Source organism: Nonomuraea sp. NPDC049028 (genome assembly GCF_043197735.1).
GTDB lineage: Bacteria > Actinomycetota > Actinomycetes > Streptosporangiales > Streptosporangiaceae > Nonomuraea.
The window spans coordinates 962,293-984,972 of the sequence record NZ_JBICTR010000002.1 but is presented as its reverse complement, the minus strand read 5'-3'; the positions used below and the strand labels follow the sequence as shown (position 1 = coordinate 984,972).

Sequence of the window (22,680 nt, the reverse complement as noted above, 5' to 3'; positions counted from 1 at the left end):
AGTCTACCTCCCACGCCGCCCCGGCCTGACCGTCTCGGGTCAGCCCGCGTCGTGGTCCTCCGTAGGCAGCCCCGGCGCCGCCCTCCGCACATGCGGGAAGAGATTGACCTGGGCCTCGGCGATCCTGGCACCGGGAGGCGCCGCCCGCTCATCGCGATGGCGCGCCAGGTACGGCTCGAACAGCTTCTCGACCTCGACATTGAGCCGCGCCATCTCCTCGGCGTCGAGCCGCAGCATCAGGCGGCTGAAGCGGGTCGCCTCGCGCCACTCCTCGGGCTCCTGGTCGATGTTCTCCAGCGCCCGCCGGGCCTCCTCGTCCGCTTCCTTGCGAAACGCCTGGATCAGCAGGTGCTTGGCCTCACGCACCTCCGGCTGATCGCCGGGCTGCACGCCGACCGACAGGGGCGTACTCGTCGGCTTCCAGACCCGCTCCCGCCCGTCGCCGCGCGGCGGCGCATCTTCCACGAACCCGTACTTGGCCAGCATGCGCAGGTGGTAGCTGGCGGCACTCGGAGTGATGCCGGCGACCTCGGCGACCTCGGTGGCGGTGGCGCTGCCGTCGACACCCAGCCGGTTCAGGATCGCCAGCCGGGCCGGGTGCGCCAGGGCCCGCATCGCCTTGGGGTCACTGAGGCTCTCCCGCGTCATGGCACCAAGGTACCCGGAAGTGATGTGAAGCATTGCCTTCATAACCCTGAAGGGTTACTTTCATAGTTATGAAGCATTCCCTTCACAAATCGGCGCCAACTCGCGATCGGATCGCACCCGGAGGCGCGCCGGCCTCACCTGGGGACGCCCCACCGGCGCCAGACCTCACCCCGCTCCTCAAACAGCGCGACTATCGACTGCTCTGGACCGCTCGCACCATCTCCATAACCGGCTCCGAGGTGTCCAAGCTGGCCGTGCCGCTGTCCGCGGTCACCCTGCTCGCCGCCTCCCCCATGGAAATGGGCCTGCTCACTGGGGCGGCCTCACTCCCCGCCCTGCTCCTCGGCCTCCAGTCGGGCGCGATCGCCGACCGCCTCTCGCGCCACCGCCCCCTCATGATCGCCTGCGAACTCGTCTCCTGCGCCGCCGCACTGACGGTCCCTGTGGCCTGGCTCCTGGGCGTGCTCAACGCCTTCTGGCTCATCGTCGTCGCCCTGGTCATCGGCTCAGCGGGCGTGCTCTTCAGGGCCGCGAACTTCCCGCACGTGGCCGCGATCGTCTCCCCCGAACAGCGAACGGAGGCCATGGCCGGCTTCCACGCCTCCTACTCAGTGGCTTCCGTCGGCGGCCCCGGCCTGGCCGGGCTCCTCGTACAACTGCTGACGGCCCCGCTGGCGGTGTTCACGGAGGCGCTGTCGTTCCTGGCCTCGGCACTGCTGCTGCGCTCGATCCGTACCCCGGAGAAGAACGAGCCGGCCCCCTCCCGAGGCATGTGGCGAGACGTGACCGAAGGGCTCCGCGTCAGCGCCACCCATCCCGTACTCCGTGCCCTCCTCGGCGCGGGCGTCACCATCAACTTCTTCGCCCTGGCCTACACGGCCGTCTACATGCTGTACATGGTGAACACCCTCGGCATCCCCAGGGGCCTCATCGGCGCCCTCATCGCCCTCGGCGGCGTCGGCGGGCTCATCGGCGCCTGGATCACCACCCGCGCCGCCAAACGCTACGGCGAGAACCGCGTGCTCCTCGCCTCCGTACTCTTCTTCCCGATCGAAATACTGGCAGTGGGGCTGCTCAGCGGACCCCTCTGGTGGAAGCTGGCTCTGCTCACGCTCACCGGCGTCGTCACAGGTGGCGTCGTAGTCGCGTTCGCGACCTGCATGGGCGCGATCGTCCTGCGCGAAACTGCCCCCGAACTCCGTGGCCGCGTCAATGCCACCATGACGTTCGCCGTACAGGGCGTCATGGCTCTGGGCGGCCTCGCGGGTGGCGCGCTGGCCGAGTTCGCGGGCCTGCGTCCCGTCATTCTCGTCTCAGCGGTCGGCATCGCACTCAGTACGATCTGGATCTGGGCCTCTCCCCTGCGCCCTGGCCGCCGCCGTCGCTTCGCGGACCCCACTGACCCGGCATCGACCCAGCCCTCACCAGAGCCCTCGAAGTCCTGACCCTTCCAGACGAGAACGCCTCGTTCACCGCCACCCACTGACGTTCCCCATCGAGCCGACGCACCATGGCGACCGACGTCCACCGTCCGCACCACGGCGACCGACATTCACCGTCCGCACCACACACCATGGCGACCGACACCGTCTATCCGACGCACCGTGGCGACCGAACATCAACCTGACGGCCCAGCTCTGCGAACACCGCAGCGTGGAGCATCCAGCGTCGCCATCCGTGACATACGGCTCAGGCAACTACACCCCGGCCTCAGCCACCAACCCTTTGAGCACAGGCCCTCAAACACAATCCTTCACCCAGCCAGACGCGGCCCCTCGTTTGGCTAGATCAACTCGTCCGCCAGTAGGTCCATAAGCAACCCATCGTGAAACTCTCCAGTCACCGGATTCCGCTCATAGGCCCGCATAATCCCCACCCGCTTGAACCCCACCCGCTCGTAGGCATTGATGGCCACCGTGTTGTGCGCCGCAGGATCGATGGTCAGCCGGTGATGCCCCCGCTCCTCGATCAACCATCGCGCCAACGTACGAACGGCTTCCTGCCCGAACCCGCGTCCGTGCCACCGCGGTCCGAGGAAGATGTCGATCCCCGAGCTGCGATACATCGGATCCTCGACCTCCTCGTACTGGATGGCCCCGATCACCTCGCCGCCGACCGTAATGGCGAGCATGTCGTCGAACTCATCGACCGGCCCCCACCACTTGGCCACCTCCGGCGTCCCCGCGATCTCCCCCAGCCGCGCCTCGTCATCCCGTACGACGTCCCGCAGTATCACCCGGGACCCACGCAGCTCAACCATGCCGCCTCCCCAACCCCGCCCGCGCCACGATGGCAGCAGTAATCCACAGGCTTACCGACCCGCACCCTCCTTTTCCACAGAATTACGTTCGCCCCTCCGACCGCCCCCACCTTTCCCGCAAACTCACCGCATGCCCATCCATCCCACCCCCTGCTGTCCGCCACCTCTTACCTCTTCCAACTCCGCCCTTCAATCACCGCATCACTTCCACCCCGCCCCTCCATCACGGCATCGCTCCCACCCCACCCCTCCATCACGGCATCGCAACCATCCGCTTCACTCCCGCCCTGACACTCCCAACAGCCACTCCAGCCCCGAATCCCCGCACCTCTTCGGCCCCACAGCTCCACGCCTCTTCGGCCTCAAACCCACGCACCTCTTCGCCCACCAAAAGCCCACAACTCACCACCACCCCTTCAACCACGAAACCCCCACAATCCGCCCACGCCCCTCCGACAGCGGCAGGTCAACCCATCCCCCGCCAACAAAACACCTTCAGCGAGGAGCGCCGTCATACCCGGTGACGCTTCTGGCCGCCCTCCTCGCCCTAGCCATCCCCCTGATCTCCTTGGCACTCGCAAGCCCCGCCGCCGCTGCCGACCGCCCCACCTGGCGATGGCCACTGGGCGGACACCCCAGAGTCCTCCGCCAGTTCGCACCCCCACCCGAGCCGTGGCTGTCGGGCCACCGGGGCATCGACCTCGGCGCCCCACCCAGCACCCCTGTCGTAGCCGCAGGCCCAGGCATCGTCCGCTTCGCCGGCCCCCTCGCGGGCCGGGGTGTGGTCACCATCGAGCACACGGACGGCCTACGCACGACGTATCTGCCGGTCAACGCATCAGTACGCCGGCACCAGCGCGTAACGCCCGGCACCCGCCTGGGAGTCATCGAACGGCCAACTGGCCACTGCCGAGAATCCTGTCTTCACTGGGGCCTCCTGCGCGGCTCCCACTACCTGGACCCCTTGCTCCTCCTCGGACAAGCCCACATCCGCCTCCTCCCTTACTGGAACCTGGACGCCCTGGACACCGCCGCCCTCTGGACGCAGCCACCACCCTCAAGCACCGAACACCTCCACCCGGCATCCGCCGACATGACTCCCTCTACGGCAACAACGGCAACTACCCGACCGCTGACATCGCCACCTCAGCCAGGTCGCACCCCTGCGCCCGGCCCCACCGTTTCGAACGAACCCTCCTGGCCTCCCGACGCCAATCCCGCCTTCCGCTTCGCGGCACGTTCCGCCTCGACACCCGCCATCTCAATCATCAGCGTGGGCACGCTGTTCAGCGCATTACTGCTGATGACCCTGATCCGCCGCCATCGAAGTACGCGCACGCAGCACCCGCGCACCACACGAGGTCAACACCGCAAACAGCAGCGAAATCGACCCCCACGAAAGCGCCGACGCAGAGCCAGGCCCATCAAGCGATAACCCAGGGCGCCCGCCTGCCTGATGGCTGATGGCTGATGGCTGATGGCTGCTGCCAGCCTCTGTGAGGCAGCGTCCCACTGAGTGGTGGATCCACGATCTCGCTATAGGACTTCTACCGGGGACTCACAGGGCCGAGGAGCCGAGGAGCCGAGGAGCCGAGAAGCGACACCGCTCCGCGGGACGTCATCCAGGCCTTGCCACACGGGACCCCCGGTCATGCGGCCAGTCGGTCCGACGAACCCGCCAAATCTCACCGAGCGAAGTCGGTCATACGCCAGCGCGCACTAGGTCCACCCCGCCGAACCCCACAATTTCGTCCCCCGGCCGGACCCAGCCCCAGCAACAACCCCGCTGGACTGGAAACCCGAATCCCGCAGGACCCGAAACCCAGCCCTCTCGAGCTGACGTCCCGCAACGCGGTGAAGTTTCTCACCCCCTCGGCCCTGTTCGCCCACGTAGGAAAGGCACAACGAGATCGTTGTTCCGCCGCTGGGCGGGACACCATCTCCCTCTCTCGAACCAGGGAACCAAGCCCCCGCTGAACCCGGAACTCAGTCCGCTATTGGACTCGAACCAGGAGTTCAGGGTTTTGATGAGTCCACGCGAGTTCAGGTGCGTGGTTAGGCCGGTCAATCGAGCCCAGACCCGTTCGCGCCCGTTCACGCTGTGTGGCTCCCATTCTGGCTCCCTTCGGGCTCTCAGCCAATCACGCCTCTCCAGCTTGGGCGTGTCCGACGGCCAGGGCATAGAGTCCTGCCAGCAGTTGAACCACTGTGCTGTCGAGGGCGCAGCAGCGCGATGACAGTCACTCACGCGAGGAGCGCTCGCAACGAGCAGGCTACCTTTCAGCCGGCGGGTCTAAACCATCCGCAAAATGCCCCCTCCCAGAGACTTACGAAAAGTCAAAAATTCAGAAATCAATACAAGCTGCGCGACTTAACGGGTATTAGTGCGGAGATGAAGGGGGGCTGCATGCCTTGGCTGGATCACGAATTTATATTGGGTGACGACAGCATGTCATCTCCAACCGTTGGGTGCTCTTGCGGCTGGCGAAAGAAGGCATACTGGGGAGAGCCCGCAGACGCTTGGCAAAAGCAGCTGCGCAAGGCGCGTGCATATTTCGAGCACGATGAGAGCGATGCGACTCGGTGGACTGATTCCAACGGAGAAACTCGGGTGGCTTGTAGGTGTGGCTGGGAAGTGCACCTGGACGCCGACTGGATCTTATAGATGCATGCGAACAGCATCTACGCGACGCAAACTAATCCTCAGGCCGAAATATCAGCTGAGGAGCCGAGCCGACCACGCATTCTTCTGTCCATCCTGCCGTTGACCCACCGCGGAGCGGCAGCGGACCGGCGACGGAGGTGCAAGCCCGGCTTGACGTGTCCCTCAGCGTGGGCAGCTTCCACGTTCATTGGCCGCCAACGGTTACAGCCGGGCTTGCGGCGGAGGAGGCGGTCTGCTGGGCTTGCCTGGGTCGATGGCAGGCGGGATGGACCCCACCAGCCACCCCACAACCCGCACGTGCGTGCGATCGACATCCCGGAGCCGGAGCGCCCCCGCTGGAGGCATGCAGTGAGGCCGGCCCCGTGACCGCGCACGCGTGCGCTGGCTGGCTCGTCCACGTGAACCGAGAAGTGCGCCCCCTGTGTGATCAGGTCTGTACTGTCGCCTGGCGGCCCCTTCCACTCGTCCGCGCCAGCCGTCCGGCGTTCTGCGCGTCGCCGCCGGGAGCGCAGCGGGAGGTGGTGGCGTGCGCCGTGACGGCGGCGCGTGCGGCTCCTTGGGCCGCCTTGAAGGTACGAGAGCTCCGCCACTCTTTCGTCTCGATCTTGAGCGATGAGGACGTCTCGGTGGAACGCATCGCCGATCTCGTCGGGCACTCGACGCCCACCACCACGCAAACTGTCTATCGACACCAGATCAGACCGGTCATCGTCCATGGCGCTGAGACCATGGATGCTGTCTTCGGCAACGGCGACCAAGCTGGGTAGTGGCTCCCCCGTTGGCGCCCGGAACGACTCAGGCCCCTCATCCTTGATCCCGGAGAGGGGCCTGAGCTGTGTCTACCTCGGTCTTGCCGAAGCTCCCGCGATAGGACCCGAACCAATCCCCCACTGGGCCCCGAACAGATGTCCAGTCACGCCCTGGGGTGTGCCTGGCGGTATGCCGTGCGGAGGCGCTCGATCGAGACATGCGTGTAGATCTGGGTGGTGTGCAGCGATGCGTGTCCGAGAAGCTCCTGGACGCTGCGCAGGTCGGCGCCGCCTTCAAGCAGGTGCGTCGCCGCGGTGTGTCGCAGCCCATGCGGGCCCATGTCCGGTGCTCCCTCGACCTCACGCAAGCGAGCGTGCACCACCCGGCGCACCGTACCCGCGTCGATCCGCCCGCCTCGTACCCCAAGAAACACCGCCGCCCCCGAGCCGGCGCGGATCCACCGGGGGCGTCCGTGGACGCACCACCTGTCCAGAGCACGGAGCGCGGGCAACCCGAACGGCACCGACCGTTCCTTACGGCCCTTGCCGAGCACCCTGATGACGTGCCGATCCCGATCGACATCGTCGACGTCCAGCGCGCACAGCTCACTCACCCGCACCCCTGTGGCGTAAAGCAGCTCCAGGATGGCCTGATCCCGCAATTCCTTGGGCTCTCCGTCCGACGGCACTTCAAGGGTGGCCTGAGCCTGCTCCAGATCGAGTACGGCAGGCAACGGACGGGGAGCCTTGGCACTGCCCAACAGCAGGCCGGGGTCGTCCGGCAACCAGCCTCTGCGATGGCAGTAGGCCGTGAAGGTACGTACGCAGGCGGTCCTGCGCGCCAGCGTCGCCCTCGCCTTGCCGTTAGCGTGCTGCTCGGCCAGCCATTCGCGCAACGTACTGATATCAAGACCGTGGAGCTGACCGTCCAGGTGCTCGAACAGGGCCGTGACGTCGGAGAGATAAGCACGCACGGTATGCGGGGACAGGTCTCTTTCAAACCGCAAGTACCTGCCGAATTCGGCTGTCACCTCATCCGCCCCCAGCCACCCGTCGGTCATAAGCGCCTCCCCTCCCACAGAAGCCGACCGCTGCCGGAGCCACGCGCACCAGGCGATCGACAGCCCACGGCCGGGCTTGTACCCGTATATCGGCCTACCGTCGCCTCGTTTCTTTCACCTTTGCACATTGGTCCACGACCAGCAGCCGACCGATGGGACGGTGTCTCGTTGGTCGCGAATCGATGACGCCCCGCGGAGTGGCGTGGTTTCTCGGTCGCTCGGACCGATCCTCCCTGGTAGAAACCAAGCCATGCGGCGAGTTCGTGGATCCACCACTCAGTGGGACGCCACCGGCGGATCAGCGATCTAGCCAAGCTGAAAGCCGAGATCGCCCGCTCGCACCGGCGCGCCAGAAGCGGTCCAGGTAACCGACCGTTTCCACCTCTGGCAGAACCTGTCCACCGCGGTCGGTCGTCGGTCGAAGATGACGTCCCGCAGAGCGGTGTAGTTTCTGCGCGCTCGTTGTTCGCCCACGTAGAAAACACACAACAAGATCGTTGATCCACCACTGGGTGGGACAGACCCGCCGCCCTGGCCCGAAGCGGCCCAGATCGCGATCACGCGCCCACACCCGCTGGGCCCACCGTCGATGATCCCTTGCTCGCGGCAGCGCCTCCCCCGTGAAGGGATGAGCAACCCATGCTCCCCCAGCGGCTGTCAGTGCCATCTGCGCCGGCCGCCCGGCAGCCCCAGCCAGAGACCTCGGATGCGTTGGAATTCGCCGTTCTTGGGGGAGGGCCGTTGGGGTGCCGCCCCTTGAAGAGGGAAGGCGAGCGCCCGCCCCGCGGTGCTCGGTCGTGGATCGCGAGGCGGGCGCTCGTTCGGAGGCGCGGGCGGGAGCGCGTCCGCCCGCGACGGCGGGAGGGTCAGGAACTCGCGACGGTCGTAAGGCCAGCAGCCTTTGACGGTGGGAAGAGTCGAGCGCCCATGGCAGTGGGGAGGAGCGGGGAGCCCGTGACGGTGGGAAGGAGCGCGAGTTCGGAACGGTGGGAAGGGTAAGGAGCAGGTGGCGTGGTGGAAGGGTCAGGAGCAGGTGGCGTTGGTGGGCTGGGCGGCCGGGCCGTTGGCGGTGAAGCCGACGGCGACCGACGCGCCGGGGGCGAGGTTCTTGGCGTAGTCGGGGCCCTTGGCGGTCCACGTCGTGCCCGACTGGGTCACGACCGCGTTCCAGCCGTTGACCAGCGTCACGCCCGACGGGTACGTCCAGGTGGCGGCCCAGTCGCTGATCGTGCCGGTGCCGGTGTTCTTCACCGTCAGCTCGCCCTGGAAGCCGCCCTGCCAGGAGTTCGTCTGCTTGTACGTCACCGTGCACTGCCCGGGTGGGTTGGGCGTGGGCGTATCGGAGGGCTGCCCGGTGCCGCCGGTCGGCGGGATCAGGTACGGCTGGAGAATGGCCTGCTTGGCCTGGTTGACGGTGGTCCAGTCGTCGTTGAGGATGCCCCCGGTATCACCAGAGTTCGGGTTCCACGACCAGTAGGTGAACGACATCCCGTTCACCCCGGTACCCGTGTACTTCAGGAGCTCCTGCAGCCAGATCTTGTCCACGTTCGCGGCCAAGGTGGTGCCGAACTCGCCGATCATGATCGGCGCGATGTTCTGCTTGTACAGGTAGCCCCAGTACTTGTCCCAGATGGCTGGCAGGTTGGCGGGGTAGTCGGGGGCGTCGAACCAGGTCTGGTGGTAGACCGAGGTCGCATAGTCGTGGGGCGAGTAGACCAGGCGGTTGGCCACGTTGAGCCGTACCGGATACTGGCCCGCCTTCGACAGGTTCCCGCCCCACCAGCCGCAGTCCTCGTCGTTGCTGGGATCGCCGTCCCACACGTTGGACAGGCCGCCGCTCGGGCAGCTCACGCCCTCCACGAAGATCAGCCAGTTGGGGTTGACCGACAGAACCGCGTTGCCGGCACGCTCGGCGGCCAGCCGCCAGTCGCGGGCCTGGTCGCCGCAGCCCCAGCAGGAGCCGGTTGCGTTGGGGTTGGTGCCCTCGGCGTGCGGCTCGTTGTGCAGGTCGGCGCCGATGACGGTGGGGTTGTTCGCGTAGTGCTGGGCCAGCGCCTTCCAGTCGTTGATCCAGGTGCTCTCCGGCGTGGCGGAGACGTACCAGAGCGCGGACTGGCCCGCGGCGGTCGGGCGGTGACGATCGAGGATGATCCGCATGCCCTTGCCGCCCGCGTACGCGATGATCTTGTCCAGGATCTGCAGCGGCGACAGGCCGATCAGGTCGGGGTTGACGTAGTCGTTGATGCCGGTGGCCGTGGCGCCGGACTTGAGCGCGTCGTTGGAGTACGGCACGCGGATCGTGTTGTAGCCCAGCGAGGCCATCTTGTCGAGGTGGCCCTTCCAGGGAGTGCTCGACCACAGGCCGTGGAAGGTCCGGTTGTCGGTCTCCATGCCGAACCAGTTGAGGCCGGTCAGGCGCACGGTCGCGCCAGTACTGTCAACGATCTTGTTGCCGCTGGTGTGCAGGTAGCCGGTGCCCGTGCCGCCGGCTGCGCCTGCCGGGGCAGCCGTGGTCACCGCGACAGCGACTGCCGCTCCGGCCACCAGCGTGGCCAGGGCGGCCGTCATCGCCTTGGACAAGTGCATGGGGGTGCCTTTCGGAGAGGGAGAACGCGGCGTCATGCTCGGCTGCCGTCTTCACGCTCGTCAATGCACCGTGGGTTCTATGGCTGTGACCAGGCAGAATGCTTGAAAGTTTCACTGGGCAGACTAGTGCTCTGGAACGGGGAACAACCGGTGCATGCCCGCGGCCACCCTCCGGCTGATCAGGCCGTCAGGAGCTTGGCGATCGCGACGACGCCGATGCAGACGATCACGCCGCGCAGGATCGGCGCGGGCAGCCTGCGGCCCAGGCGTGCGCCGAAGAAGCCGCCGATCATCGAACCCAGCGCCACCAGCAGCACGGCCTGCCAGTCGACGTCCGCGACCAGGATGTACAGGACAGCGGCGGTGAAGTTGACCAGCAGGGCGAGCACGTTCTTGGCCGCATTGATGCGCTGCAACTCCTCGTCCAGCATGATGCCCATCAGGCCGATGAGCAGGATGCCCTGGCCCGCGCCGAAATAGCCGCCGTACGCGCCGGCAGCGAGCGTGCCCAGCCACAGCCACGGCCCGCCGTGCGCGTGCCCCGGCCGGGCGGACAGCAGACGGCTCAGCCTGGGCTGGGTGATGACCAGCGCGCAGGACAGCGCGATCAGCACGCTCACGATCACGTTGAAGCTGCCCTCGGGCAGGGTGAGCAGCAGCAGCCCGCCGGCCAGCGAGCCGATGACGGAGGCTGGCGCCAGCCTGAGCAGCCGCTCCCGCTGGCCCTTCAGCTCGGCCCGGTAGCCCATGACACCGGTGAGGCCGCCGGGGACCAGGCCGATGTTGTTGGAGACATTCGCCGTGATCGGCGGCAGGCCGACGGCCAGCAGCGTGGGAAACGTGATCAGTGACCCGGAGCCGACGACGGTGTTGATCGCTCCGCCCGCAATCCCGGCCGCCAGCACCGCGACCATCTCAAGTGGTGCCATGCTCGGAACTCTAGAGCGCATCTCTCTTTCTAAGACATATCAGTCCAATATATGGGAATGATCGGGCGTGGTTTCAGAGGGAGATCACGACCTTGCCGGATGCGTGGCCCAGGGCCGTACAGGACCAGCGCCCCGAACGCCGCCAGGCCACGGCGGCCGCCGAGCGGCGGCGCGCGTCCGCTTCCGGTGCGCCGCTGTGGAGGATCGCCGGGCCAAGCGGCTACTCCCCCGGTAGCAAGACCCGGTGCCCCGCGCCCAACGCCACGTCCACTTCCGGTGCGCCGCCGTGGACGATCGCCCGGCCGGGCAGCTAATCCCCCGGTAGCAAGACCCGGTGACCCCCGCCCCCGCCTCGATCCGCATCTGGGTCAGCAGACCGGCCCGCCACGCCACGCCACGCCTCGGGCTCACGGGAGAAACGCTTGGCCGACCCGATCTGGTCGTCCTCTCCGGTCACCAGCAGCACCGGCCCGTTGATCCGCCCCACCGGAATCGCCGCCGCCGCAACGACGTCGGATCGGAGGCTGCGTTCGTAGATCGGGCGAAGCGGCGGGAGCCGTCGTGAATGGCGTGGTCATACGGGAAATAAGACAACGGGTGGTCGCCCAGGGGCCAGATCGGTAGGCGTTTCGCCCCTTCGCCCCTTCGCCCCTTCGCCCCTTCGCCCCTTCGCCCCTTCGCCCCTTCGCCCCTTCGCCCCTTCGCCCCTTCGCCCCTTCGCCCCTTCGCCGGGGAGTGTCGCCTACGGCCATGGGCGACTCGCTGGCACATGGGTGTGGACTGCCCGCGGGAAGTTCACGGATCGTCGGGTGAAGGTGGGAGATCGTCGTCATCGGTTAGGTCTGAGGGGTACTGCCTAGGAGGTGCTGTTTCGTCGGCCTTCACGTACGTCCTTGATGGTGTTTTGCGGGTGCGCCAGCCCTTGGCCACTCGTTCTATGTAGCCTGCGGCGGCCAGGCCGCCCAGTGCGCTCAGGGCCGTGTCCAGAGAGACTCCGGCCGCTACGGCGATGGAGGCGGGGCCTGCGGCGCCGCGTGTGGGGATGGCGTCGAGGACCCGGCTGGTTGTCTCGCTCAGCGTGTCTCGTGGGACGACCGGGCCGCGAGTTTGGGGGGCTAGGTCGTCGCCTATCGAACCGACCAGTTCGATCACTTCCTCTGGCGAAGTGACACAGACGGCCTTGCGTTCGCGAAGGAGGCGGTGGCAGCCGGCCGACATGGTGGAGGTGATCGGGCCTGGCACAGCCGCCAGGTGGCGTTGCAGTGACAAAGCGTGACCGGCTGTGTTGAGTGCGCCGCTGCGGAGTGCCGCCTCCACTACGACGGTGCCTCGTGACAGGGCGGCGATCAACCGGTTTCTGATGAGGAAGCGCGCACGGGTGGGGTGTACGCCGGGAGGGCACTCGCTGACCACAACGCCCTGGTCGCGGGCGGCGGCGAACAGTTCGTGATGTCCGGTCGGGTAGCTGACGTCGACGCCGCAGGCCAGGACGACGACCGTCGGAGAGTCGGCGGCCAGGCTGCCGCGATGGGCCGCGCCGTCGATCCCGAACGCACCGCCCGAGACCACGGTCCAGCCGGAGTCACTGAATCCCACGGCGAACTGAGCCGCGACGTGCACACCATACGCCGTGGCAGCTCGTGCGCCGACGACGGCGATCGATCGCAGGCAGGAGAAGCGCAGGTCGGCCGAGCCGTGGAGCCACAGGCCGAGAGGGCGGCGCGGTCCGAGTTGGTCCAGCTGAGTAGGCCATTCTGGACTGCCGGGGATGATGAATCTGGCGCCGCTTCGTTCGCCGTTGGCGAGGTCGGCTGCGGGATCGGCGGACTCCAGACGGGCGCGCCAGGCGCGTAGTCGCTGGGTGAGCTCTGTTATGCGACGCTCTGTGAAGGCCGTGCCGAGTTGCTGGCCGGGGCCTGTGACGTGCTGCTGAGTGGAGTCGGAGATCCGTTGCTGGGGGATTGTCGTCGTTCCGCATTGCCCCCCGGAGTCTGTGGTCTGCCTCTGGGTGGGATTGTCTCCGTGTTGTCGGCTTGGGTCATTTAGCTGACGTTGGGTGAGGTCGGCTGCGATGTGCTGCCACATTGGGTCCGGGATGTGTGGCTGAGTCGGGTCCGGCATGTGCTGCCGGGTGGGATCCGACAATTGGTGCTGGGGGGCGTCCGAGATGTGCTGCCCGTTGAGGTCCGCCCGTCGGCGTTGGGTGGGGTCCAGGAGGTGCTGCCCGCTGGGGTCCACCAGTCGGTGTTGGGTGAGGTCCGGAAGGTGCTGCCCGCTGGGGTCCGCCAGTCGGCGTTGGCCGGGGTCCGGGATGTGGTGGTCTTGGGTTTCCTGGGAGATGAAATCGGGCGGGAGGGTCTCCGTACGTACCGCGTCGATTGCTGCCTCGGCGCCGCAGCAGGCGACGAGGCGACCCATCGTCGGGTCTCCAGCGTCGGCTACGCGCATGAGCGCGGCCCTCGCCTCCACTTCTGCTCTCGTCATCGACGCTCCTGAGGGGTGGGAATGCGGGCTTCGGGTGCGCCGGGCCTCGGTGGTGGCTGCGCGGCGGGTTGAGGGGTCACGTGTTCACCCCCAGCCACAAGGCGAGGGCTGTCGACGTTTCCGTGTCTTCGGGGCGGGGTTTGCCGGCCAAGTCCGTAAGGGTCCACGCGACTCGTAGGACGCGATCGAGGCCGCGCGCGCTGAGGGCGCCCGAGTCGAGGGCGGTCGTCATGCACTTCATGGCGGCGTCTGAAGGGCGGTAGTCGGCGTGGAGGGCGGCGGACGGGATTTCGGCGTTCGTGCGCCAGGCGGTGCCGGCCAGGCGTTTGGCGGCTCGTTGGCGGGCTGCCAGCACGCGCTCGGCCACGATCTTGCTCGGTTCGACGAACTGGCGGTCGGCCATGAGCTCGCGTCTGGACGTACGGGCGACTGTGACCTTCATGTCTACGCGGTCGAGAAGCGGGCCGGACAGTCTGGCCAGGTAGCGGCGTCTCATCGTGGGTGAGCACTGGCAGCTTTCGCCCTGGTCCTGGGGCTGAGCGCAAGGGCAGGGGTTGGCGGCGAGAACGAGCATGAAGCGGGCCGGGAAGGTGACGGAGCCCGCTGATCTGCACACCGTCACGCGACCGGCCTCCAGGGGCTGGCGGAGGGAGTCGAGGATATGGCGGGGAAATTCGGGGGCTTCATCCATGAACAAGACTCCCCGGTGGGCGAGAGAGACCGCGCCGGGGCGTATGACGGTGCTGCCGCCGCCGATGATGGCCGCCGCCGTGGCGGTGTGGTGAGGGCTGACGAACGGCGGTCTGCTCAGCATGGGGCTGCTGGCCGGGAGTACGCCTGCCACCGAGTGGATGGCCGTCACCTCAAGGGCGTGGTCCAGCTCCAGGTCGGGGAGGAGTGTGGGGAGGCGTTCGGCCAGCAAGGTCTTGCCTGTGCCGGGCGGGCCGAGCATCCAGAGGTTGTGGCCTCCCGCCGCGCATATCTCAAGTGCTCGGCGGGCTACCGGCTGGCCGGCCACGTCGGACAGGTCGACGGCGGGCTGAATGGTCGGCTGAGGCGGCTCTGGAACCTCTTGGATGTGCCACTCGGGCAGGTCGTCTCCCCGTCGTAGCCACTCCACCAGCTGGCGCAGGTCGGTGAACGGCGCCACCTTGACATCGGGCACCAGCGCCGCTTCCGCCGAGTTCGCGGCGGGGACGACCACCGTGACGTCTCCGTGCTCGGCAGCGCCCAGCACCGACGGGAGAACGCCACGCACGGGTCTCAGGCGTCCGTCGAGGCCGAGTTCGCCGAGGAAGAAAGGCTCCGCGACCCGGTCGGCGGGGACCACCCCGGCGGCGCCCAGTATGGCCACGGCTATGGCGAGATCGAACTGGCTGCCACGCTTGGGAAGGCTTGCGGGGAAGAGGCTTACTGTGATGCGGGCGTCTGGCCAGGGGAAATGGCTGTTGACCATCGCCGATCTGACCCGTTCTCTGGCCTCGCTGAGTGCCATGTCCGGCAGGCCGATGAGGTGGATCCCCGCCAAGCCGTTGCCCACATCGGCTTCCACTTCCACGCTGCGGCCTTTGACGCCGACCAGGGCCACGCTGCGGGTCCTCGCGACTGCCATCTCAGATCGCCCCCCGTACGTGCTGGAGGGAGTAGTCACCGGCGAAGCGCTCCAGGGCGATCACGTCGATTCTGACCGTGTCGAAGGCGCGGGGCTGGGTCATGAGCCATTTGGCGGCGAGCATGCGGAGCTTGGCCAGTTTGGCCGGTCGTACCGACTCCAGGGCTGTGCCGTGTGATCGGCTGGATCTGGTCTTGACCTCTACCACGACCAGGTTGGGGCCGTCCTCGGCGATGACGTCGATCTCGCCGTGGCGGCAACGCCAGTTGCGTTCGATAATGGTCATTCCCTCGGCTTCCAGGTAGTTGACGGCGAGCTGCTCGCCGTGTTTGCCGAGGTCGTTCCTCGCGGCCATGTGGCACCTCCGGGCCCTGACTTTCGCGGATCGGGGATGGGCGATTGGGGCCGAGCGAGGTTCTGTGGACAGAGGGGGCTGTGGGTCCGGGGGTTGTGGATAAGTCGGGGGCGGGGTTGGGCATCTGGCAACGCGCCAGGCGCCGGGTGAGGTGCGCTGCCGCTCCGGGTGGCCTCGCCGAATGGCTGCTCCGGATGGCCTCGCCGTAAGCCACCCGCCCAGAATGAGCCGACCCAGGTGATCCATCCGCCCAGAATGAATCGGTCCAGGTGATCCATCCGCCCTGAGTGGCCTGTGGCAGGTGCAGGTGGTCAGTGGCGGTGCGGGTGACCGGCCTGCGGCGGTGCGGGTGCCCCGTGGCGGCTGCGGGACGGCTGTAGCGGGGGAGCGCGGGTGGCTTACGGCGGTGCGGCTGACCGGCCTGCGTCGGTCAGGGGCCCCATGGCGGCTGCGGGACGGCTGTAGCGGGTGACCGCGGGGAGTGCGGGTGGTTGTACGGGTGCAGGTGGCAGTGGAGCGACAGTGCGCGTGCGGGTGACTGCGGGGATTGCGAGTGGCCCGTCGCGTTGCGGGTGGCCTGTGGCGGAGCAGGTGGTGGCGGGTGAGCTGCGCTAGTTAACGTGGGAGGCCGCCGAGATGCGCGAACAACCGTCCGGGTACGTGAATCGGGCGTTCTATTACGCTTGTCCGCCGTTCGCGTCCGGCATTACCGTGCCGCAGTGGATCTCTTCTCACGCTCTTGGATGGCGTTGCGTACGGCGGTCGCCGAAATCCCGGATGAGGACTTCGAGCGGCCGTCCGGTTGTGTCGGCTGGCTCGTTCGAGACCTGGCGTGCCACCTGGTCATCGACGCCCAGGACGTACTGATCACGCTGGTCACGCCCGTAGAAACCGAACCGACCGTGGACGCGGTCACCTACTGGAACCTTGTCGAGCCCCCGACCGGCGAGGACCCGCTCGATGCGCTGATCCCCCGGCTGGCCGCCGCGTACGGCGAGCCGCGGTTGCTCAAGTTCCATCTCGACGACGTCGGTTCCGCCGCTGGTCGTGCTGCCGAACTCGCCGATCCCGCCGTGCACGTCAGTACACGCGACGAGGTGCTGACCGTCGGCGACTATCTGTCCGCGTACGTGCTCGAATGGACCTTGCACCACCTCGACCTGATCGCGCATCTGCCGTCGGCCGCCGAGCCGCCCGCCGAGACCCTCGTGGCGGCGCGCGCGTCGCTTGAGAAGATCGGCGGGACCTCGTTTCCCGCCTCGTTCTCTGACAAGGACGCGCTGCTGATCGGCACCGGACGTCGTACGCCGACCGACGCGGAGAAGGCCGCGCTGGGTGATTTCGCCGCTAAGCTCCCGCTTATCCTCGGTTGAGCGGTTCACCGTGGGCTACGGCCCGCAGGGTCTACGGCCCGTGGGGTTCCACGGTCCGCAAGGGGTCTACGGCCTGTGGGGTTCTACGGGCCCTAGAGAGGGCTATGGGGGTGGCCGGCAGGGGGCTGTGCTTGGGGCCCATGAGGAGCTGGCGCCCTAGCGGGCGGCCCTCTGGGGATCCCGCGAGTGCCTAGGAGGAAGGGACCCGGGCGGGTAGCCAAGTGGTTGCGGCGCCCAGTGGTTGGCTGTGGGTAGGCCCGGCGCGGCTGTGGATCGGCCCGGTCGATGGGCCCTGACGGCCCGGCGGTTCGTCACGGGCGGACGTGCGAGGAACCACGGCGTCGACCCCAAGTTGGATGAGTGGTTCGGGGGGCGGGCGGGCTGGCGGGTGACCGTGTGGCTGCGGTGCCCGGGCGGCCGGCTACGGGTAGGCCCCGGCGGGTGATTGTGGATTGGCTATGGCGGCCAGGCAGTCGGATATCCGTGAGCGCGCGGGAACCGGGCGACTGACCCCCGATTGAGCGTGTGGCCCAGCAGGTGGCGGGCTGTCGTGGCTGTGATGCCCAGCGGCTGACTGTGGGCAGACCCCGGCGGCGGGGCTGCAGGTGGCGGGCTGTCGTGGCTGTGATGCCCAGCGGCTGACTGTGGGCAGACCCCGGCGGCGGGGCTGCAGGTGGCGGGCTGTCGTGGCTGTGGTGCCCAGCGGCTGACTGTGGGCAGGCCCCGGCGACGGGGCTATGGATCGGCCCGTTCGATGAGCCATGACGGCCAGCCGGTTGGCCACGGGCGGACGTGTGAGGAACCGGGGTGACTGACCCCGAGTGAGTGAGTGGCTCCCAGCGAGCGAGTGGCCGAGCAGGTGGGTGGCCATGCTGGCCCATGGGCGACCCTTCAGGGCTGGCCCGGACGGTGACCCTTCGAGACGGCCCTGGACGGTGAACCCTTCAGGGCGGGCCTGGACGGGCCTCAGGGCTGGCAGGGCCCCGGCCACGGGTGTTCCGGCCCCCCAAGGCACTGTCCTCCCACCGGACAGCCGCCCACAGCAACCCGCTCCAACAAACCGAGCCACCCCGAACGAACACCCCCAAAAAGCGCCTACCCCGAGAACCCCTCCTTCGGCATCTCCAGGTCGGCCTTGGCCAGTTCTTCGACGTTGACGTCCTTGAACGTGACCACCCGTACATTCTTCACAAACCGCGCCGGCCGGTACATATCCCAAACCCAAGCATCCTGCATCTTCACATCGAAGAACACGTCCCCGTTCTCCGCGGTCCGGACGTCGAGGTCTACCGAGTTGGTCAGGTAGAAGCGCCGTTCCGTCTCCACGACATACGTAAACAGCCCGACGACATCGCGGTATTCGCGGTAAAGCTGCAGCTCCATCTCGGTTTCGTACTTTTCGAGATCCTCTGCGCTCATCGCGGTCCTCCTGTCGTACCGGTCTTCCGGTTCGCCTGGTCAGGCAACCCCGGCCCCCATTTCATTTTCCCCCATCTCCCTGGCCACCGTGACGAAGGAGTAACGGTGGTGGGAGCACGGCCCGTTCGTCTCCAGCGCCAGCCGATGTCCGGGAGTGACGTACCCCTTGTGCTCGGCGAAGCCGTAGCCCGGGAACTCGGCGTCCAGTTCGATCATCATGCGGTCCCTGGTCACCTTGGCCACGATCGAGGCCGCCGCCACGCAAGCGGCCACCTGGTCCCCCTTCCACACCGCCAGCGAAGGCGCCGGCAGGCCCGGGACGGGGAAGCCGTCCGTGAGGATGTACCCCGGGTCACAGGTCAACCGCGCGACGGCCCGGCGCATTCCGGCCACGTTGCTCTTATGCAGCCCTCGCGCGTCGATCTCCGCCGGCGGAATGACGACGATCCCGACGTGCGCCGAGTCCATGATCAGGTCATAGAGCCGTTCTCGTACGGCCGGCACCAGCAGTTTCGAGTCGTTGAGACCCTCGATCGGCCTGCGCAGGATGGTCGCGGCGACCACCAGCGGACCGGCACAGGCCCCCCGGCCTGCTTCGTCGACCCCGGCGATCGGGGTCAAGCCACGGCGGGCCAATGCCCGCTCGTAGGCATAGAGTCCGGAATCACGCCGGACAACGCTGGGCCGAGGGCGGAACGCAACTGTCATGACAAGAGGCAGCGTACGCCCCAATCGCCGCAAACCGCGACCGGGAGCCGCCGCTATTTGACCTTGGCGAAGGTGTCAGGGTGCATGAAGATGCTGCCTCGCGACAGCGGCCAGTAGCGCATGACGGCCTTGCCGACCACCGCGTCCTCCGAGATGAACCCGCCCCCGGGCTCCTCGACGTGGCTGCGCGAGTCGGCGGAGGCGCTGCGGTGGTCGCCCATCAGCCACAATTTGCCGGGCGGCACGGTGTACTTGAATGGTTCGCCCGGATCCGATGGGAAGTCGCCCGGATAGAGGTAGGACTCCTCATCCAGCGGGGTGCCGTTGACCGTCACCCGCTTCTTGGCGTCGCAGCAGGCCACCTTGTCGCCGCCGATGCCGATGACCCGCTTGATGGTGTCCTCGCCGTTCCAGCCCTTGAACACGATGATGTCGCCGCGTTCGGGCTTGCCCGAGAGCTTGTTGACGAACACCCGGTCGTTGATCAGCAGGGTGTTCTCCATCGACTCCGACGGGATGTAGAACGATCCGATGACGTACGCCTGCAACAGCAGCGCGATGCCGACGCCGAGGACCAGCAGCAGGATCGTCTCGCGGAAGCCGCCCTTCTTCTTCTTGTCATCCCCCGCCGCCGCCTTCTTGGTGAAGGACATCAGGGCCTCCTGCTTCGCCTGCGCCGACGGATCAGCACCAAGGGTAGTGCTCCCGCGAACCCGGCGACCAGCGGCACGGAGCCGCCCAGCGCCTGCAACGCCGGCTGCGCGAACGTGTCGGGGATGGGCAGCGTGGTCGCCCTGTTGAACGGCCAGACGATGACGAACGCCCGCCCGACCACCTGGCCCACGGGAATCGAGCCGCCGCCCGGGTCACCCTGGTGCGAGCGCGAGTCGAGCGACACCGAGCGGTGGTCGCCCATCACCCACAGCCGCCCCTCAGGCACCTTGATGTCGAAGAACTTGTCGGAGGGCACATTGCCCGGATAGAGATAGCCACCCTCGTCGATCGCCACGCCGTTGACCGTGATGCGCCCCTTGGGGTCGCAGCACTTGACGTGGTCGCCGCCGACGCCGATGACCCGTTTGATGTAGTCCTTCTCGCCGGGCACCACGCCGAACGCGGTGCCGACCCAGCGGAAGAACGCCGCGACCGGGTTGGACGGCTCCTCCATCTCGAACTCGCCGTCCCAGGAGTCGACGCCCGAGAACACCACCACGTCGCCGCGCTCGATGTCACGCGTGTGGTAGACCATCTTGTTCACCAGGACCCGGTCGTTCTTCAGGAGAGTGTTCTCCATCGACTCCGACGGGATGTAGAAGGCCTGGATCACGAACGTCTTGATGATCAGGGCCAACACCAGCGCCACGACGACCAGGACGGGAAGTTCTTTCCAGAACGATCCCTTTTTGTCCTTCTTGCCGCCCTTTGCTGGCTTCTCTGTTTCTTCGGCGACCACGTCCACCTCGTCCTTGACAGGGCGGCGCGACGCGCCGTGCTCCTGGCTCTCGCTAGTCATCGCTGACGAGCCTAGATGATGCGTCGGCTCGACAAGTCTCGACCGACGTTACACCCGCGCCCGAGTCGCTCCACATAAAGGAAATGCCCCTGCAAAGCCGAATGGCCCGCGCAAGACGCGGGCCATTCGGAAAGGTCTGTGTCACTTGGCGGGCACGGCCTCGCGCTTCTCGCGGATCCGGGCGGCCTTGCCGCGCAGATCGCGCATGTAGTAAAGCTTGGCGCGACGCACGTCACCGCGGGTCACGAGCACGATCTTCTCGATGATCGGGCTGTGCACGGGGAAGGTCCGCTCGACGCCGACGCTGTAGCTGACCTTGCGGACCGTGAAGGTCTCGCGGGCGCCGCTGCCCTGCCTGCGCAGCACGAAGCCCTTGAAGACCTGGACGCGGGAGCGGTTTCCTTCGACGACGCGGACGTGAACCTCGAGCGTGTCACCGGGGCGGAAATCCGGCACGTCGCCGCGCAGGGTCGCCTTCTCGAGCTCCTGAATCTTCGTGTGCATGAGAGCTGTCCTCAAGTCCTCGCGAGCACGCGGAGGTCCACCCGGCCTGAGCTCGCGGCGGACGCGCCTGCTGATTCGATGAACCCGGGACTGTCCCCCGGGCATGGCAGACCAACCACATGATGGTCGGTAGCGCTTCAGTTTGCCATATCTTCCGGCTGGAAGCGAAACGAGAGCTCCTCCAGCAGCCGCCGGTCGTGCTTGTCGAGCGTCTCGGGGTCGAGCGCCGCCGCCAGCTCGGGCCGGTTGGCGACGGTACGGCGCAGCGCCTCGTCACGCCGCCACCGCGCGACCTTCCCGTGATGCCCGGACAGGAGTACGGGCGGCACCTCGTGCCCCCGCCAGACCGGCGGCTTGGTGAAGACGGGGCCTTCGACGAGGTTGCGCATGGCCCCCGGCGCGAAGGAGTCGTCGACGGCCGAGTGGGCGTTGCCGAGCACGCCGGGCAGCAGCCTGCCGATGGCCTCCACCATCACCAGCGTCGCGACCTCGCCGCCGGCCAGCACGTAGTCGCCGATGCTGATCTCGTCGACGCGCAGGCGCGTGCCGTACTCGGCCATGACACGCGAGTCGATGCCCTCGTAGCGCCCGCACGCGAACAGCAGCCAGGGCTCGTCGGCGAGCTCCTGGGCGAGCTCCTGGGTGAACGGCCGCCCGCTCGGCGTGGGCACGATCAGACGCGGCAAGCCGCCCCCAGCGACCGCAGCCGGTGAACCGCCCCCGGTGACCGTGGTCGACGGGCCGCCCTCAGTGACCGTGGTCGGCGAGCCGCCGGCGATCACCGCGTCGATGGCCTCGCCCCACACCTCGGGCTTCATGACCATGCCGGGTCCGCCGCCGTAGGGGGTGTCGTCCACGGTCTTGTGCACGTCGTGCGCCCAGTCGCGGAGCTGGTGCACCCGGACGTCGAGGGTGCCGCGCTCGCGGGCCTTGCCGATGAGGGAGACGTCGAGCGGCGCGAAGTATTCGGGGAAGATCGAGACGATGTCGAGCCGCATCACAGCAGCCCTTCGGGCGGGTCGACGACGAGCCGGCCGCCTTCGAGATCGACCTCGGGCACCAGCGCCCTGACGAACGGGATGAGCGCGTCGTCCTGGCCGCTCCGCCGTACGACCAGGAGGTCCTGACCGTGATGGAGCACGTCGGTGACCTCGCCGACGGCCTCCCCGGAGACGGTGACGACCGTGAGCCCGATGAGCTGGTGATCGTGGAACTCGTCGGGGTCGTCGGAGGGCGTCACCTCGTCGGAGTCGATGACCAGCATCGTGCCGCGGAGTTCCTCGGCCGTGTCGCGTTGGGTCACCCCGGCGAAAGTGATCAGCAGCGCGCCCTTGTGCCAGCGGCGGCTCTCGATGACCAGCGGCCCCCTGTCGGCGGGATCGGTGGCGACGGCCGCGCCGACGGCGAAGCGGAGCTCGGGATCGTCGGTACGCACCTCCACGGTCACGTCACCGCGTACTCCGTGCGGGCGGCCTATCCGGCCGACGACCAACTGCACCCTGAACCCACCTTTTCTAAAGCAAGCGCCCCCATCGGCAAGAAACCGATGAGGGCGCAGGAACCTGACGCTAACGGACGGCTTCGTCCAGGTCGAGCAGATCGACCCGGACGTACTTCCCGTCGGCCAGGGCATTCACGACAGTGCGCAGCGCCTTGGCGGTGCGCCCACCGCGACCGATGACCTTGCCCAGGTCCTCGGGGTGCACCCGGACCTCCAGGACGCGCCCGCTGCGAATGCGGCGTGCGCGGACCCGGACATCGTCGGGATGTTCGACGATGCCCTTAACGAGGTGCTCGAGAGCCTCCTCGAGCAC

22 protein-coding genes are annotated in these 22,680 nt (G+C 67.6%); 5 read left to right on the top strand and 17 right to left on the bottom strand.

All coding sequences use genetic code 11. The features are described 5' to 3' along the window. Positions 1 to 39: 39 nt before the first annotated feature. On the bottom strand, positions 40 to 648 hold the full coding sequence (locus ACGFJ2_RS10670) for a winged helix-turn-helix domain-containing protein (protein ID WP_357942971.1): 609 nt from the start codon (positions 646 to 648) through the stop codon (positions 40 to 42). A gap of 110 nt (positions 649 to 758) precedes the next feature. Here ACGFJ2_RS10670 and ACGFJ2_RS10665 point away from each other — a divergent pair, with 110 nt between their 5' ends. Next, complete coding sequence (locus ACGFJ2_RS10665) at positions 759 to 2,093, top strand: MFS transporter (RefSeq protein WP_393467022.1); 1,335 nt, start codon at positions 759 to 761, stop codon at positions 2,091 to 2,093. A gap of 338 nt (positions 2,094 to 2,431) precedes the next feature. Here the strand turns inward: ACGFJ2_RS10665 and ACGFJ2_RS10660 are convergent, their stop codons facing one another. Continuing rightward, positions 2,432 to 2,908: a GNAT family N-acetyltransferase gene (locus ACGFJ2_RS10660; protein ID WP_393466861.1), complete on the bottom strand. Its 477-nt coding sequence runs from the start codon at positions 2,906 to 2,908 to the stop codon at positions 2,432 to 2,434. Here ACGFJ2_RS10660 and ACGFJ2_RS10655 point away from each other — a divergent pair. Then, on the top strand, positions 2,907 to 4,343 hold the full coding sequence (locus tag ACGFJ2_RS10655) for a M23 family metallopeptidase (RefSeq protein ID WP_393466858.1): 1,437 nt from the start codon (positions 2,907 to 2,909) through the stop codon (positions 4,341 to 4,343). The genes ACGFJ2_RS10660 and ACGFJ2_RS10655 overlap by 2 nt on opposite strands. Before the next feature lie 1,657 nt (positions 4,344 to 6,000). Here the strand turns inward: ACGFJ2_RS10655 and ACGFJ2_RS10650 are convergent. Further along, positions 6,001 to 6,210 (bottom strand): hypothetical protein, encoded by a 210-nt coding sequence (locus ACGFJ2_RS10650; RefSeq protein ID WP_393466855.1) that lies wholly within the window; start codon positions 6,208 to 6,210, stop codon positions 6,001 to 6,003. On the opposite strand from ACGFJ2_RS10650, the gene ACGFJ2_RS10645 reads away from it, so the two are divergent. Further along, positions 6,200 to 6,340 carry a hypothetical protein gene (locus ACGFJ2_RS10645; RefSeq protein WP_393466852.1) on the top strand — a complete coding sequence of 47 codons (141 nt, stop codon included), beginning with the start codon at positions 6,200 to 6,202 and terminating at the stop codon, positions 6,338 to 6,340. The two genes, ACGFJ2_RS10650 and ACGFJ2_RS10645, sit on opposite strands and share 11 nt — an antisense overlap. Positions 6,341 to 6,486: 146 nt before the next feature. Here the strand turns inward: ACGFJ2_RS10645 and ACGFJ2_RS10640 are convergent, their stop codons facing one another. The 3 genes from ACGFJ2_RS10640 to ACGFJ2_RS10630 form a co-directional block, all read right to left on the bottom strand. Continuing rightward, positions 6,487 to 7,383, bottom strand: coding sequence for a tyrosine recombinase XerC (locus ACGFJ2_RS10640; RefSeq protein WP_358191544.1), 897 nt, complete (start codon positions 7,381 to 7,383; stop codon positions 6,487 to 6,489). A 1,023-nt stretch (positions 7,384 to 8,406) separates the two neighbouring features. Then, a complete protein-coding gene (locus ACGFJ2_RS10635; protein WP_393466849.1) occupies positions 8,407 to 9,969 on the bottom strand; it encodes a cellulase family glycosylhydrolase in 1,563 nt (520 codons plus the stop codon). Positions 9,970 to 10,148: 179 nt separating this feature from the next. Beyond that, on the bottom strand, positions 10,149 to 10,898 hold the full coding sequence (locus ACGFJ2_RS10630; protein ID WP_357942957.1) for a sulfite exporter TauE/SafE family protein: 750 nt from the start codon (positions 10,896 to 10,898) through the stop codon (positions 10,149 to 10,151). Between the two features lie 92 nt (positions 10,899 to 10,990). Between ACGFJ2_RS10630 and ACGFJ2_RS10625 the strand changes: the two genes are divergently transcribed. Continuing rightward, positions 10,991 to 11,212, top strand: a complete 222-nt coding sequence (locus tag ACGFJ2_RS10625; protein ID WP_393466845.1) for a hypothetical protein — start codon at positions 10,991 to 10,993, stop codon at positions 11,210 to 11,212. Between the two features lie 481 nt (positions 11,213 to 11,693). On the opposite strand, the gene dprA is transcribed toward ACGFJ2_RS10625, so the two are convergent. From dprA to ACGFJ2_RS10610, 3 genes are all read right to left on the bottom strand, one after another. Further along, positions 11,694 to 13,382 (bottom strand): DNA-processing protein DprA, encoded by a 1,689-nt coding sequence (dprA, locus tag ACGFJ2_RS10620; protein ID WP_357942955.1) that lies wholly within the window; start codon positions 13,380 to 13,382, stop codon positions 11,694 to 11,696. Positions 13,383 to 13,458: 76 nt separating this feature from the next. After that, positions 13,459 to 14,994 (bottom strand): YifB family Mg chelatase-like AAA ATPase, encoded by a 1,536-nt coding sequence (locus ACGFJ2_RS10615; RefSeq protein ID WP_393466841.1) that lies wholly within the window; start codon positions 14,992 to 14,994, stop codon positions 13,459 to 13,461. A 1-nt stretch (position 14,995) separates the two neighbouring features. Further along, positions 14,996 to 15,349, bottom strand: a complete 354-nt coding sequence (locus ACGFJ2_RS10610) for a YraN family protein (RefSeq protein ID WP_357942951.1) — start codon at positions 15,347 to 15,349, stop codon at positions 14,996 to 14,998. Positions 15,350 to 16,092: 743 nt separating this feature from the next. Here ACGFJ2_RS10610 and ACGFJ2_RS10605 point away from each other — a divergent pair. Next, positions 16,093 to 16,722, top strand: coding sequence for a maleylpyruvate isomerase N-terminal domain-containing protein (locus tag ACGFJ2_RS10605; RefSeq protein WP_393467019.1), 630 nt, complete (start codon positions 16,093 to 16,095; stop codon positions 16,720 to 16,722). Positions 16,723 to 17,817: 1,095 nt separating this feature from the next. On the opposite strand, the gene ACGFJ2_RS10600 is transcribed toward ACGFJ2_RS10605, so the two are convergent. The 8 genes from ACGFJ2_RS10600 to ACGFJ2_RS10565 all read right to left on the bottom strand — a co-directional run bounded on the left by ACGFJ2_RS10600 (position 17,818) and on the right by ACGFJ2_RS10565 (position 22,680). Continuing rightward, positions 17,818 to 18,141 (bottom strand): DUF2469 domain-containing protein, encoded by a 324-nt coding sequence (locus ACGFJ2_RS10600; protein WP_026215037.1) that lies wholly within the window; start codon positions 18,139 to 18,141, stop codon positions 17,818 to 17,820. Between the two features lie 39 nt (positions 18,142 to 18,180). Next, complete coding sequence (locus ACGFJ2_RS10595; protein WP_357942947.1) at positions 18,181 to 18,849, bottom strand: ribonuclease HII; 669 nt, start codon at positions 18,847 to 18,849, stop codon at positions 18,181 to 18,183. A gap of 53 nt (positions 18,850 to 18,902) precedes the next feature. Then, positions 18,903 to 19,502 (bottom strand): signal peptidase I, encoded by a 600-nt coding sequence (gene lepB, locus ACGFJ2_RS10590; protein ID WP_357942945.1) that lies wholly within the window; start codon positions 19,500 to 19,502, stop codon positions 18,903 to 18,905. Further along, on the bottom strand, positions 19,502 to 20,362 hold the full coding sequence (lepB, locus tag ACGFJ2_RS10585) for a signal peptidase I (RefSeq protein WP_357942943.1): 861 nt from the start codon (positions 20,360 to 20,362) through the stop codon (positions 19,502 to 19,504). Before lepB (ACGFJ2_RS10585) ends, lepB (ACGFJ2_RS10590) begins: the two co-directional genes overlap by 1 nt. 141 nt (positions 20,363 to 20,503) lie before the next feature. Then, the gene (gene rplS, locus ACGFJ2_RS10580) at positions 20,504 to 20,866 is read right to left on the bottom strand and encodes a 50S ribosomal protein L19 (RefSeq protein WP_214641562.1); all 363 of its coding nucleotides are present in this window, start codon (positions 20,864 to 20,866) and stop codon (positions 20,504 to 20,506) included. 137 nt (positions 20,867 to 21,003) lie between these two features. Further along, the gene (gene trmD, locus ACGFJ2_RS10575) at positions 21,004 to 21,864 is read right to left on the bottom strand and encodes a tRNA (guanosine(37)-N1)-methyltransferase TrmD (RefSeq protein ID WP_393466837.1); all 861 of its coding nucleotides are present in this window, start codon (positions 21,862 to 21,864) and stop codon (positions 21,004 to 21,006) included. Continuing rightward, the gene (rimM, locus tag ACGFJ2_RS10570) at positions 21,864 to 22,364 is read right to left on the bottom strand and encodes a ribosome maturation factor RimM (RefSeq protein ID WP_358191489.1); all 501 of its coding nucleotides are present in this window, start codon (positions 22,362 to 22,364) and stop codon (positions 21,864 to 21,866) included. The genes trmD and rimM overlap by 1 nt, the downstream gene beginning before the upstream one ends. Before the next feature lie 70 nt (positions 22,365 to 22,434). Next, on the bottom strand, positions 22,435 to 22,680 hold the full coding sequence (locus ACGFJ2_RS10565; protein WP_020546537.1) for an RNA-binding protein: 246 nt from the start codon (positions 22,678 to 22,680) through the stop codon (positions 22,435 to 22,437).